We start from the raw sequence: 11599 nt of genomic DNA, 5'->3' as shown, positions 1-11599 counted from the left end.
CTGGCTACGGACTCCAGTGGATGTGGATTTGCGGGCCGGCGTGCAGCAGCGCGGCGACCGGATAGGGCGCTGCGGCATCACGCTGCACGTCACGCAGGATACGGCGCTTGTCCTCGCCGGTGACGACCAGATGGATGTCGCGCGCGCGCAGCAGGCGCGGCAAGGTCAGGCTGATCCGCGCGAACGGCGCTTCCGGCGGCAGCGGGTCGGGCAGGGTGGCGATGGCATCAAGGCCGCTGTCCTGCGCAAGGCCTTCGGCAAGATTGGCCGCGCCGGGGAACAGCGAGGCGAAGTGGCCGTCCGCGCCCATGCCCAGCAGCACGGCGTCGAAGGGTTGCGGGTTCAGTGCCAGCAGCGCACGTGCCTGCGCCAGCGAGGCTTCGACATCGCCATCTTCGCGGGTGATCGCGTTGACGATGATGTTGGTGCGAGGCTGTTGGACATAGCCCTTGTCGTCATTCCCGCGAAGTTCCAGCTCGTCATTCCCGCGAAGGCGGGAATCCAAGGACTTTGCTTTTTGAAGATCCAACGTCCATGGATTCCCGCCTTCGCGGGAATGACGATCAAACGCATCGCGCAGGTTGCGCAGGTTGCAGGCGGCATGGTCATGCGGCACGCAGCGTTCATCGGTGGGAATGGCGCTGACCACGCCATCCAGCCCGGCATGTGCCAGATGCGCATACACCGGTAGCGGCGTGCGACCACCGGCCAATGCCAGCCACGTTTGCCCGCGCTCGCGGATGGCGCTGCGGCAGGCGGTTTCGAACGCGGCGGAAACCTGCGCGACCAGCGCGCCGGTATCGGCATGATCGTGTTCGATCCAGCCCATCATTCGCGCCAGCTGTGGCCGTGGCGCTCGGCCAGTGACAGTGCCGCCGCCGGGCCCCAGGTGCCTGCGGGGTAGGGCTTGGGCACGATGCCGGCATTGCGCCAGCCGTCGGCGATGGCATCGACCCACTGCCATGCGGCTTCGGTTTCGTCACGGCGCACGAACAGTGTGCCGTTGCCTTCGATGGCGTCCAGATACAGGCGTTCGTAGGCGATGCGCTTGCGCTGGTTGGCGAACTCCTCGTGGAAATCCAGATCCAGCCCGACCTGCGACAGGCGCAGGCCGTGGCGGTCCAGCCCCGGCGTCTTTGCCATCAGGTGCAGTTCGATGCGCTCCTCCGGTTGCAGCTTGATGAGCAAACCATTGGGCTGCATGTCCGCCGCCGCGTGGCCGCCGAAGATCGAATACGGCACCTTGCGGAACTGGATGTAGATCTCGGTGCTGCGCGAGGGCAGGCGCTTGCCGGTGCGCAGGTAGAACGGCACGCCGGACCAGCGCCAGTTGTCCACGTGCGCGCGCAGGGCGACGAAGGTTTCGGTGCGGCTGGCGCGGCCCAGCTCGTCGGCATAGCCGGGCACCGCCACGCCATCAATCGCGCCTGCCGTGTACTGGCCGGCCACCGATTCGCTGGCGACCTGTTCGCGGCCAATCGGGCGCAGCGAGCGCAGCACCTTGATCTTCTCGTTGCGCACGGCGCTGGGGTCGAAGCGCGCAGGCGGCTCCATCGCCACCAGGCACAGCAGTTGCAGCAGGTGGTTCTGCAGCATGTCGCGCATCGCGCCGGATTCGTCGTAGTAATCGCCACGGCCTTCCACGCCGACGGTTTCGCCCACGGTGATCTGCACCTGCTCGATATGGCGCGCGTTCCACAGCGGTTCGAACATCACGTTGCCGAAGCGCAGCGCGATCAGGTTCTGCACGCCTTCCTTGCCGAGGTAATGGTCGGTGCGGTAGATGCGCTCCTCGTCGAAGGCCATGGCAACGCTGTCATTGATGGCAATCGAGGACGCCAGATCCTTGCCGATCGGCTTCTCCAGCATCACGCGGGTGCCGGCGCCCGCAACACCATGTGCGGCCAGCGCCTGGCAGGCCGGGCCGTAGAAACGCGGCGCGGTGCTCATGTGATAGAGCACGTCGCCATTGCGCAATGCTTCCACCTTCGCGGCAAGTGCTGCCATCGAAGCATCGTCGTCCGCGCTGGCGGCTTGATAGTCCAGCCGTTCCAGCAGGCCGCGCAGGGCGGCTTCGTTGTGTTCCGCACCGGGAATGCGCTCGGCCACGCTTGCGGCCACCATGTTGGCGAAAGCGTCGCGATCAAGCGTGCTGCGCGCGGTGCCGAGGATGCGCATACCGGGCGGCAGCAGGTGTTCGGCCTGCAGGCTGTACAGCGAGGGCAGCAGCATGCGCCGGGCGAGGTCGCCAGTGGCGCCGAAAATGGTCAGCAGCGAGGCGGGCGCGGCATGCGTCACGAGATCGATTCCGGCAGTGTGCAATCCCGCAAGCTTAATACGACAACGTTGTCTTTGCTGCCTTCGATGCGATTCCGGAACGTCACTTGCTCATGTCGGCGCATGTCCATTCAGGACATACGTGTAGGTATGTCGTGGCTGTCGTGCTTAGAATCGGCTTTCACTTCTCCTTGGGCCAGTCCATGACCCGCGCTTCATCGTTCACCCGCGTGCAGTTGCATGCCAGCGCTCGGGGCGAACTGTTCGCTTCCAGCGATGCACGTTTGCCCAACGATCCGATGCTGATGTTCGACCGCATCGTGGAAATCAATGACAACGGCGGCAGCCACGGCAAAGGGCTGATCCGTGCCGAGCTCGACATCCATCCCGATCTCTGGTTCTTCCAGTGCCATTTCATCGGCGACCCGGTGATGCCCGGCTGCCTTGGGCTGGATGCGATGTGGCAACTGGTCGGCTTCTACCTGACCTGGCTGGGTGCGCCAGGCCGTGGCCGTGCATTGGGCTGCAGCGAGGTCAAGTTCACCGGGCAGGTGCTGCCCACGGCGAAGCTGGTCACTTACGAAATCGACATCAACCGTGTCATCAACCGCAAGCTGGTGATGGCGCAGGGTGACGGGCGCATGCTGGTCGATGGCCGCGAGATCTACTCGGCCACGGATCTGCGCGTGGGCCTGTTCACTTCCACCCAGGACTTCTGAGCATGACCCGTCGCATCGCCATCACCGGCATGGGGATCGCCTCCTGCCTCGGCAATGAGCTGGACACCGTTTCCGCATCGCTGCGCGCCGGGCGCGCCGGCACCCGCTTCCTGCCCGACCACGCCGAGCGCGGCCTGCGCAGCCAGGTGGGCGGCGCGGTGGACATGGATCTGGATGCCGTCATCGACCGCAAGCTGCGCCGCTTCATGAGCGATGCCGCCGCCTACAGCTATGTGGCGATGCGCGATGCCATCGCCGATGCCGGGCTGGACGAGGCGGCAGTCAGCGATCCGCGCACCGGCCTGATCGCCGGCTCCGGCGGCGGTTCCAGCCGCTGGCAGGTGGAAACCGCCGACATCCTGCGCGAGCGCGGCGTGCGCAAGGTCGGCCCGTACATGGTGCCGCGCACGATGTGCTCCACGGTCTCGGCCAACCTCGCCACCGCGTTCAAGATCAGGGGCATCAGCTATTCGCTGTCTGCCGCCTGCGCGACCTCCGCGCACTGCATCGGCGCGGCGGCTGACCTGATCCGCCACGGCGCACAGGACATCGTGTTCGCCGGTGGTGGCGAAGACCTCGACTGGACGATGACGGTGATGTTCGATGCGATGGGCGCGCTGTCCACCGGCTTCAACGAAAGCCCGGCGACTGCTTCGCGTCCTTACGATGCGAGCCGCGATGGCTTCGTCATCGCCGGCGGTGGCGGCATGCTGGTGCTGGAAGACTGGGATCACGCGGTCGCACGTGGTGCGCGCATCCACGCGGAACTGGTCGGTTATGGCGTGACCAGCGACGGTGCGGACATGGTCGCACCCAGCGGCGAAGGCGCGGTGCGCTGCATGCGCATGGCGCTGGAAGGACTTAATCGCCCCATCGATTACCTCAACACCCACGGCACTTCGACCCCGCTGGGTGACATCACCGAACTGGGTGCCGTGCGCGAAGTGTTTGGCGATGCCGTACCGCCGCTGTCCTCGACCAAGGCACTGTCCGGCCATTCTCTGGGCGCAGCCAGCGTCCACGAAGCGATCTACAGCATCCTGATGATGCGCGACGGCTTCATCGCCGGCTCCGCCAACATCGAACAACTGGACGAACGCGCCGTAGGCTTCCCGATCGTGCGCGAAAGCCGCGACGCGAAGCTGGATACGGTGATGTCCAACAGCTTTGGCTTTGGTGGCACCAACGCGGCGCTGGTGTTTGCGCGGGTGTGATCGCGTTGGGCAATCATGATTTCGTAGGTGCCGAGCTTGCTCGGCACGGTGCTGCATCATGCGGAGCAAGCTCCGCATCTACGTGCATCTTGATTCCGTAGATGCCGAGCTTGCTCGGCACGACAGCATCTACGGTTTGTCGTTGTTGGCGAGAAACGCCGCCACCGCCTCCGGCGCTTTCATCCACGCATAGTGGTCGGCCACTGCGCCGAGTGTCGCGGCATCCAACTCCACCGTTTCCGCCTGTGCGCTGCACAGCTTGCCGGCAAGGTATTGGCCTGAGGATGCAGGTGCCAGCCAGTCGTCGCGGAAGTTCACCCGCCGCACGTCGCCGCTGAAACGCGCCATGCCGGCTTCCAGATCGGTGTCGATGCCGCGTGCGGCGTAGCGACCGCACAATGCGCTGCGCGACCAGTCCTGAATCACGCCGACTGCTTCATTGCCGCCAAATCCCAGCCTGCGGCCCGGCAGGTAGCCGCAGCGCCGTGCCAGCCACGGAAAAAAGCGATACACCACCGGCAGCCACCAGCGCGTGGGCGTGGGAAACGTCGGCCAATAGGGCGAGCCGCTGCCGACCAGCCACACGGCGTCCGCTGCATCGGCTTGCAGTCCAAGCCGGCAGCAGGACAACTGCCCGCCAAGACTGTGCCCGCCGATCACGCGAGGCAGGCCGGGTGCATGCGCTTCGGCCACGGCCTCGCTTGCCATCATGTCGGCCAGCAATTCGCGATAGCCCCAGTTGCTCGCCCGCGACGCACGCAGGTTGCTGGAGCCGATCCCGCGCCATTCGTGCAGGAACACCGCCACGCCGCGCGCGGCCAGTGCTTCCGCGAAGGGAATGAAGTGGCGTGCGGGCAGGCCCATGCCGGCCATCCACAGCAAGCGCATGTGCGGTGCGTCGGGAATGCGCGCGATCAGTTCGGCGCGGTGGCCGTCGCCGGTTTCGACCGGCAGTACCAAGGCCTGCATCAGCGTGCCGCGCCGAAGTGGTCGAGCACCACGACATCGCCGCGTCCCGGGCGATAGCCGCCTTGCAGCGCGCGCCCGATGTAATCCGTCGCGGCCTGCACCGCCTGCGGCATCGCAAGCCCAAGGCAGAGGTTGGCGGCAATCGCCGAGGCCAGCGTGCAGCCGGTGCCGTGGCCGTCGAGTTGCAGGCGAGGGTGGATGATTTGCAGGCGCGTGCTGCCATCGTCGAAACGGTCGATCACGCGCTCGCCTTCGTCCAGATGCCCGCCCTTGAGCAGTACCGTGGATGCGCCCATCGCATGCAGCGTGTCGATGGCAGTCTGCGCGTGATCGGCAGTGCTGATTTGCATGCCGGTGAGCAATTCGGCTTCGGGGATGTTCGGCGTGATGATCGAAGCCAGCGGCAGCAGGCGTAACTTCAATGCGTCCAGCGCATCGTCCTCCAGCAATTTCGCACCAGAGGTGGCGACCATCACGGGGTCGAGCACAATGGCGATCCTGTTCGGCATGGCCCCGGATCGATGCAGCGGCTCAGGCTGCGCGTCCGGCTCCGATTCGCCGACGCGCGCCATCCCTGGCGCGCTCTGCATCGACCGCTGGGGCCATGCCTCAAGTGCGTCGGCCACGCAATCAATGACTTCGGCCGAGGCGAGCATGCCGATCTTCACCGCGCCGATCGTGAAGTCGTCGAAGCAGGCGTCGATCTGCGCGCGCAGGAAACCGACATCCGGCACATGCACCGCCGTCACACCGCGCGTGTGCTGCGCAGTCAGTGCGGCGATGGCGGACAGGCCATGTACGCGATGCGCGGCAAAGGTCTTGAGGTCGGCCTGGATGCCGGCACCGCCGCCGGAGTCGCTGCCTGCGATGGTCAATGCCGAAACGATGGGAGTTGTCTGCATGCGGGCATTGTGCCGGATGCCATGCGCATCGTCAGGCTGCCGGCGCTTCCACCATGGTGCGTGCCAGCTTCACCGCGCGCTCGAAGTTGGAGACGAAGTGCAACTCGCCCGGTGTCTGGTCGAGATGCATGTCGGCAATCACCCGCTTGGGTTGTTCCTGCAGGCCGGACACGACCAGCACGATGCCCTTGCGATGGCAGCGTTCGGCCAGCTTCTTCAGCGCATGCACGCCGCTGGCATCGATCACCGGCACCAGCCGCATGCGCAGGATCAGCACCTTCGGCGGTTCGAGGAACTGGTCGAGCAGGTTGTCCAGCCGGTTGGCCGCGCCGAAGAACAGCGGCCCGCCGATCTGGTAGGCCTCCACGCCTTTTGGCAGGCTGGCGCGCTGGTCGGCGGCGCGCGGCGCATCGCCGTGTTGCAGGTCGTCGTCGATCAGGCGCACGCCGCTGCTCACTTCCACCGCTTCGGCCATGCGATACATGAAGACGAAGGCGGCAAGCACCACGCCGGCCTGGATGGCCACGGTCAAATCCAGCAGCACGGTCAGGAAGAAGGTCAGCAGCAGTACCAGCCGGTCGCCCATCGGCGCGGACAGCGTGGTGCGAAAGTGTTCGTATTCGCTCATGTTCCAGGCCACCACCAGCAGCACGGATGCCAGCGCCGCCAGTGGTACGTAACGCATCAGCGGTGCCAGCGCGAGCATGAACAGCAGCAGGAAGCCGGCGTGCAGCATCCCCGCCACCGGCGTGCTGCCACCCGCGCGGATATTGGTGGCGGTACGTGCGATTGCGCCGGTTGCTGGCAGTCCGCCGAACAGCGCCGAGCCCACATTCGCCATGCCCTGCGCGACGAGTTCACCGTTGGAGCGGTGCCGCCCGCCGGTCATGCCGTCGGCCACCACCGCCGACAGCAGCGATTCCACGCCGGCAAGGAAGGCGATGGTGAAGGCGCTGGGCAGCAGTTCGAAGGTGCGCTCGAACGGAATGCGCGGGAAGTCGAAGCTCGGCAGCGCCGAGGGCAGTTCACCAAAGCGGCTGCCGATGGTTTCCGCAGGCAGCGAAAAGGCGAGCGCCACCAATGTGCAGGCCAGCAGCGCGATCAAAAAGCCCGGCCACTTCGGCTTCCATCGGCGCAGGCCCACGATCACCGCAAGACCCAGCACGGTCAGTGCGAGCGCCGCCGGCTGGGTGGTGGCGATGTGCTTGCCGTAAGCCGCCCAGCGCGCGAAGAACTCTGCTGGCACCGCGTCCATTTGCAGGCCCAGTGCATCCTTCACCTGCGAAGAAAAAATGCTCACCGCGATACCGGCGGTGAAGCCGGTGATGACCGGCTGCGGCATGTATTTCATCAGCGTGCCAAGCCGCAGCAGGCCGGCCGCGATCAGCATCAGCCCGGCCAGCAGCGTACACAGGATCAGCCCGCCGTAGCCGAACTTCTGGATCACAACGAACACCACCGGAATGAACGCCGCCGTCGGCCCGCCGATCTGCACCCGCGAACCGCCCAGTGCCGAAATCAGGAAGCCGGCGATGATCGCCGTGTGCAGGCCTTTCTCGGGCGTGGTGCCGGAGGCAATCGCCAGCGCCATCGCCAGCGGCAGCGCAACGATGGCCACCGTCAGCCCGGCGACGGCATCTGCCTTGAACGTGCGCAGCGAATAACCCTCGCGCAGCACCGTCAGCAGTTTCGGCTCGAACATCCGCAGGTACTGGCGGCGGTCGAAGCGCGGCAGCGTTGCCATCAGCGTGGCTCCTTCAACCGCACGCCGCGCCCGCTGCCCTGGCTGGGCTGGCCGTTGCCGATCAGTTCGATGCCGGCGGCATCCAGCGCCGCCACGATCTTGCTCAGCGTGGAAACAACGCCGCGCACATGCTCGTCCTTGCTCGCTTCCATCCGCTGGATGGTGGGCAGGGACACGCCCGACATGGCAGCCAGCGTGCGCTGGTCGATGCCGAGCAGGGCGCGCGCGGCGCGCAGTTGGGTAGCGGAGATCATGCAGGCCCCTGATGGTTCGGGATGCCGCATTTTCATGCGTGGCAAGTGCCGGGGCAATTACCAGATCGTATAAGTGATGTTTTACGCATCAACGATGCGTCAGGGAAATACGACCGAACATCGCGGCGCAACCTGACTGACGGCGGCTTTCCAAGTGGCAAGACTGGTTGGGCAAGGGGGCGAAGCAGCATCCAGATAACCTACTTGCCAAATTAACCAAGAAGGTTATGATGCCGATGGAAAAGCGAACACCGCATTGCAGGCTTTCAAGGGTCAAGGCGCTGGCGGCGGCAGGCATGGTGCGTGCCACGAAGCGTGCTGCGAGCAATGCACGGGAAATGGGCGTCAAGGACAACGCTGGCCTGTGCGCTGTGGTCATGGGACTTACCGCGCGCGATTTTTACAAGAGCATGACCACGCACATCGACTATCGCGTCTGGCAGGACGTTTATCACGCACGAACGGTGGACGGTGTTGCGGTCTATCTGAAACTCACGGTTATCGATGATGTGCTGATCGTTTCCTTCAAGGAGTTGTGAGCATGAAATGTCCGGTGTGCGGTGGTGCAGAACTGGTGCACGACACTCGCGACGAGCCTTATACCTACAAAGGCCAGACCACCACGATCCCGGCGGTGACGGCGGACTATTGCCCCGTGTGCGGGGAGGGTGTGCTGGAGCGCGAGCATGGCGACCGCTACATGCGCTTGATCGGTGAGTTCCACCGTCAAGTCAATGCGTCACTTGTAGATCCCGATTACATCGCCAATGTGCGCAGGAAGCTGGCCCTCGACCAGCGGCAGGCGGCGGAAATCTTCGGCGGTGGTGTCAATGCGTTTTCACGCTATGAAACTGGCAAGACCAAGCCGCCGCTGGCGCTGGTGAAGCTGCTTCGGGTGCTGGAGCGGCACCCGGAATTGCTGGATGAGGTGCGGTAGATGTTTGTAGATGCCGAGTTGTGCTTGCATCCCTCTTCGGGGACTCGGCACGATTGGCTGTGCGACTCAGCGCTCCAGTAGCGCTTTCACCAGTTCCCCGACCAACTCCCGCCGCTTGGGTGGCAGCATCAGGTAGCTGTCGATGATCCGGCGGTCGCGTGCGGTGATGCCATATGGTGCGCTTTGCTCGCGCACGCCGTTGGCGGTATCCCCGAATCGCAGCAAATGCGGGTCGATGCTGAACAATGCCGCCAGCACACGCAGCTTGTCCTGCTCCGGCAAGGCACGGCCCCCGAGCCAGCGTGATGCCGTCTGAAAGCTCACGGAGCGCCCGTGGTAGCGGGCATTGAACAGGCGAAACAGAACCGTGGGCCGTGGCTCGTAGCCTGCGGCACGCATTGCTTCCGTCAGTCGCTTGGAGAAGTCGTGGCGCTCGTCGCTCATGCCACGGCAACTTACTGGCGCGTGTTGAGTGGGATTCACCAGTTGGGTTCATTGACATGAACATATTACGTTCATTAGATTTGCCCGGGTTCGTGTGCTGCCTTCGTGCGTGGTTGGTGGAGGTGCAGGAGCAACCAGGCGTGCAGGGCGTGCGCGTCCTGTCCGGTTCACAAGGAGGGAAATCCGATGCGTCAGATGATCGTGCTGGCGATTTGCGCGCTGGCTCTTGCTGCTTGCGGTGGCGGCAACAAGCCGGGAAAGGCGAGCTTCGCCAAGGTGATCCAGCAGAGCGAGTACGAAGGCCGTTGCGAATTGCTGCATCCGCCATTCCCGTATGAAGGCAAGTTCCCGCTGGTACTTGAGGTTGAAGGTGAACACGGCATTGGGCGGCGGGTTCAGCCCCAATACGATGCATTGGTCAGTGCCGGGTTGCTGTCGGTCGAAGAGGGCACGACGACAAGGAAAGTGGGGTGGGGCGACCGTACGAAGGAGGTGCGTACGCGCACCTATGGCTTGACCAGCATGGGTGCCGAACAACTGCGTACGGAAGGTCGCCGTGGCGGTTTCTGCATCACCAGCTACAAGGTGGATGAGGTGAAGCATTTCACCGAGCCGGGCCAGAACCCAATGATGGGCATGACGATGTCGCAGGTGGCCTACGTCTATTCGCCTGACAAGGTGCAGCCATGGGCCACGGGCGAGGACGTGCAGGCCGCGTTCCCGGAAATCCGCAAGGCACTCAGCCCCGGTCGCAGCGACAGCGCGATGCTGGTGCTGACCAGCGAAGGCTGGATGAACGCGCGCGACATGCAGTGATGGATCAAATGGAGGCTCGATCGATGAAAGCAATCCTGATTGCTGCGACGCTGATGGTGGCCGCGCCTGCGGCGAATGCGCAGAACTTTCTGGAACGGATCAACAATGGACTGGAAAAGGCCAACAAGACATTGGCCGGGCAGTCAGCACCTGCGAGGACTGCCGCTCCCATGCCAGGGACAATGCAGCCCAGCGAACGGCAGATGCAGCAGATGGTGAATGCGCTGGTCGCGCCGGGCAAGCCCGATGAGGTGCGGCCCATGTACGAGGCGTCGCGTGACACGATTCTGGAGATTCTGTTGATCTCCAGTTGCAATTTCAGCAATCCGGAGAGCTTGCTCAGGCGTTTCAGCGCACCCGATGCATCCCTCAGTTTTGTCGCGGCCAATGTTGGCATGCGTTATCACCCGGCATCCGAATGTCTGGATGTGGAACGGGTGGATGGCTGGAAGATGAAGGCGAAAAATGCGTTCCGATTCCGGGTTTTGTTTGCATCGGAGCAAAGTGGTGAAAGCTCGCAGCGGCACTATGAACTGGTGAAGCAGCCGGATGGCGCATGGCTGCTGCGCCATGCAGCGCCGTGGTGAGTTGGTTTCAGCTGCATGCCAAAGCGGCCCGCCCACTGATGTGCTGGCCACTATACATATGGCGACTTACAACACCTCGGAAGCGTAATCCGCCAACCGCGAGCGCTCGCCACGGCGCAGGGTGATGTGTGCGCTGTGTGCCCATGACTTGAAGCGATCCACCGCGTAAGTCAGGCCGGAGGTGGTTTCGGTGAGGTAGGGCGTGTCGATCTGTTCGACGTTGCCAAGGCAGACGATCTTGGTGCCGGGGCCGGCGCGGGTGATGAGGGTTTTCATCTGCTTGGGCGTGAGGTTCTGCGCCTCGTCGAGGATGAGATACCGCGACAGGAAGGTGCGGCCACGCATGAAGTTCATCGAGCGGATCTTGATCCGCGATGCCAGCAGGTCGTTGGTGGCCGCGCGGCCCCATGCGCCGCCTTCCTGATTGTGGGTCAGCACTTCCAGGTTGTCGGTCAGTGCGCCCATCCACGGGGTCATCTTTTCTTCCTCGGTGCCGGGCAGGAAGCCGATGTCCTCGCCCACGCTCACGGTGGCGCGGGTCATGATGATTTCGCGGTAGCGCTGCGCATCCATCGTCTGCGCCAAACCTGCGGCCAGTGCCAGCAGGGTCTTGCCGGTGCCGGCGGTGCCGAGCAGGGTGACGAAGTCGATGTCCGGGTCCATCAGCGCGTTGAGCGCGAAGTTCTGCTCGCGGTTGCGCGCATTGATGCCCCACACCGCATGCTGGCTGTGGCGG

General features: G+C 64.3%; 13 protein-coding genes. 5 read left to right on the top strand and 8 right to left on the bottom strand.

The window, feature by feature from the left end; all coding sequences use genetic code 11:
- Positions 1 to 4: 4 nt before the first annotated feature.
- Together QM612_RS08855 and zwf are read right to left on the bottom strand one after the other, a co-directional pair.
- The gene (locus QM612_RS08855; RefSeq protein WP_415253537.1) at positions 5 to 829 is read right to left on the bottom strand and encodes a 6-phosphogluconolactonase; all 825 of its coding nucleotides are present in this window, start codon (positions 827 to 829) and stop codon (positions 5 to 7) included.
- The gene (gene zwf / locus QM612_RS08850; RefSeq protein ID WP_415253536.1) at positions 829 to 2298 is read right to left on the bottom strand and encodes a glucose-6-phosphate dehydrogenase; all 1470 of its coding nucleotides are present in this window, start codon (positions 2296 to 2298) and stop codon (positions 829 to 831) included. Before zwf ends, QM612_RS08855 begins: the two co-directional genes overlap by 1 nt.
- Before the next feature lie 182 nt (positions 2299 to 2480).
- Between zwf and fabA the strand changes: the two genes are divergently transcribed.
- Complete coding sequence (gene fabA, locus QM612_RS08845) at positions 2481 to 2996, top strand: 3-hydroxyacyl-[acyl-carrier-protein] dehydratase FabA (RefSeq protein ID WP_415253535.1); 516 nt, start codon at positions 2481 to 2483, stop codon at positions 2994 to 2996.
- A gap of 2 nt (positions 2997 to 2998) precedes the next feature.
- Positions 2999 to 4210: a beta-ketoacyl-ACP synthase I gene (fabB, locus tag QM612_RS08840; RefSeq protein ID WP_415253534.1), complete on the top strand. Its 1212-nt coding sequence runs from the start codon at positions 2999 to 3001 to the stop codon at positions 4208 to 4210.
- A 129-nt stretch (positions 4211 to 4339) separates the two neighbouring features.
- Here the strand turns inward: fabB and QM612_RS08835 are convergent, their stop codons facing one another.
- From QM612_RS08835 to QM612_RS08820, 4 genes are read right to left on the bottom strand one after another with little or no spacing between them, the layout of a single operon-like run.
- The gene (locus QM612_RS08835) at positions 4340 to 5179 is read right to left on the bottom strand and encodes an alpha/beta fold hydrolase (RefSeq protein ID WP_415253533.1); all 840 of its coding nucleotides are present in this window, start codon (positions 5177 to 5179) and stop codon (positions 4340 to 4342) included.
- The gene (locus QM612_RS08830) at positions 5179 to 6081 is read right to left on the bottom strand and encodes a PfkB family carbohydrate kinase (RefSeq protein ID WP_415253532.1); all 903 of its coding nucleotides are present in this window, start codon (positions 6079 to 6081) and stop codon (positions 5179 to 5181) included. Before QM612_RS08830 ends, QM612_RS08835 begins: the two co-directional genes overlap by 1 nt.
- 31 nt (positions 6082 to 6112) lie before the next feature.
- Positions 6113 to 7825: a SulP family inorganic anion transporter gene (locus tag QM612_RS08825; protein WP_415253531.1), complete on the bottom strand. Its 1713-nt coding sequence runs from the start codon at positions 7823 to 7825 to the stop codon at positions 6113 to 6115.
- Positions 7825 to 8079: a helix-turn-helix domain-containing protein gene (locus QM612_RS08820; protein ID WP_415253530.1), complete on the bottom strand. Its 255-nt coding sequence runs from the start codon at positions 8077 to 8079 to the stop codon at positions 7825 to 7827. The genes QM612_RS08825 and QM612_RS08820 overlap by 1 nt, the downstream gene beginning before the upstream one ends.
- A 230-nt stretch (positions 8080 to 8309) precedes the next feature.
- Between QM612_RS08820 and QM612_RS08815 the strand changes: the two genes are divergently transcribed.
- Positions 8310 to 8618, top strand: coding sequence for a type II toxin-antitoxin system MqsR family toxin (locus tag QM612_RS08815; protein WP_415253529.1), 309 nt, complete (start codon positions 8310 to 8312; stop codon positions 8616 to 8618).
- A 2-nt stretch (positions 8619 to 8620) separates the two neighbouring features.
- The gene (locus QM612_RS08810; RefSeq protein ID WP_415253528.1) at positions 8621 to 9016 is read left to right on the top strand and encodes a type II toxin-antitoxin system MqsA family antitoxin; all 396 of its coding nucleotides are present in this window, start codon (positions 8621 to 8623) and stop codon (positions 9014 to 9016) included.
- A 66-nt stretch (positions 9017 to 9082) separates the two neighbouring features.
- On the opposite strand, the gene QM612_RS08805 is transcribed toward QM612_RS08810, so the two are convergent.
- Positions 9083 to 9460 carry a hypothetical protein gene (locus tag QM612_RS08805; RefSeq protein ID WP_415253527.1) on the bottom strand — a complete coding sequence of 126 codons (378 nt, stop codon included), beginning with the start codon at positions 9458 to 9460 and terminating at the stop codon, positions 9083 to 9085.
- Positions 9461 to 10146: 686 nt separating this feature from the next.
- On the opposite strand from QM612_RS08805, the gene QM612_RS08800 reads away from it, so the two are divergent.
- A complete protein-coding gene (locus QM612_RS08800; protein ID WP_415253526.1) occupies positions 10147 to 10863 on the top strand; it encodes a hypothetical protein in 717 nt (238 codons plus the stop codon).
- A 66-nt stretch (positions 10864 to 10929) separates the two neighbouring features.
- Here QM612_RS08800 and QM612_RS08795 read toward each other — a convergent pair.
- A partial coding sequence (locus tag QM612_RS08795; protein ID WP_415253525.1) for a PhoH family protein occupies positions 10930 to 11599 on the bottom strand: 670 nt, incomplete at its 5' end.

This window comes from Thermomonas sp. (assembly GCF_047606765.1).
GTDB lineage: Bacteria > Pseudomonadota > Gammaproteobacteria > Xanthomonadales > Xanthomonadaceae > Thermomonas.
Note: the sequence above shows the minus strand (reverse complement) of the source record. Positions and strands in the feature narration are given on the sequence as shown.

Coding starts and splice junctions, on each gene's coding strand:
- QM612_RS08855 (WP_415253537.1), bottom strand. CDS start 829: ATGGGCTGGATCGAACACGATCATGCCGATACCGGCGCGCTGGTCGCG.
- fabA (WP_415253535.1), top strand. CDS start 2,481: ATGACCCGCGCTTCATCGTTCACCCGCGTGCAGTTGCATGCCAGCGCT.
- fabB (WP_415253534.1), top strand. CDS start 2,999: ATGACCCGTCGCATCGCCATCACCGGCATGGGGATCGCCTCCTGCCTC.
- QM612_RS08835 (WP_415253533.1), bottom strand. CDS start 5,179: ATGCAGGCCTTGGTACTGCCGGTCGAAACCGGCGACGGCCACCGCGCC.
- QM612_RS08830 (WP_415253532.1), bottom strand. CDS start 6,081: ATGCAGACAACTCCCATCGTTTCGGCATTGACCATCGCAGGCAGCGAC.
- QM612_RS08825 (WP_415253531.1), bottom strand. CDS start 7,825: ATGGCAACGCTGCCGCGCTTCGACCGCCGCCAGTACCTGCGGATGTTC.
- QM612_RS08820 (WP_415253530.1), bottom strand. CDS start 8,079: ATGATCTCCGCTACCCAACTGCGCGCCGCGCGCGCCCTGCTCGGCATC.
- QM612_RS08815 (WP_415253529.1), top strand. CDS start 8,310: ATGCCGATGGAAAAGCGAACACCGCATTGCAGGCTTTCAAGGGTCAAG.
- QM612_RS08810 (WP_415253528.1), top strand. CDS start 8,621: ATGAAATGTCCGGTGTGCGGTGGTGCAGAACTGGTGCACGACACTCGC.
- QM612_RS08805 (WP_415253527.1), bottom strand. CDS start 9,460: ATGAGCGACGAGCGCCACGACTTCTCCAAGCGACTGACGGAAGCAATG.
- QM612_RS08800 (WP_415253526.1), top strand. CDS start 10,147: ATGGGCCACGGGCGAGGACGTGCAGGCCGCGTTCCCGGAAATCCGCAA.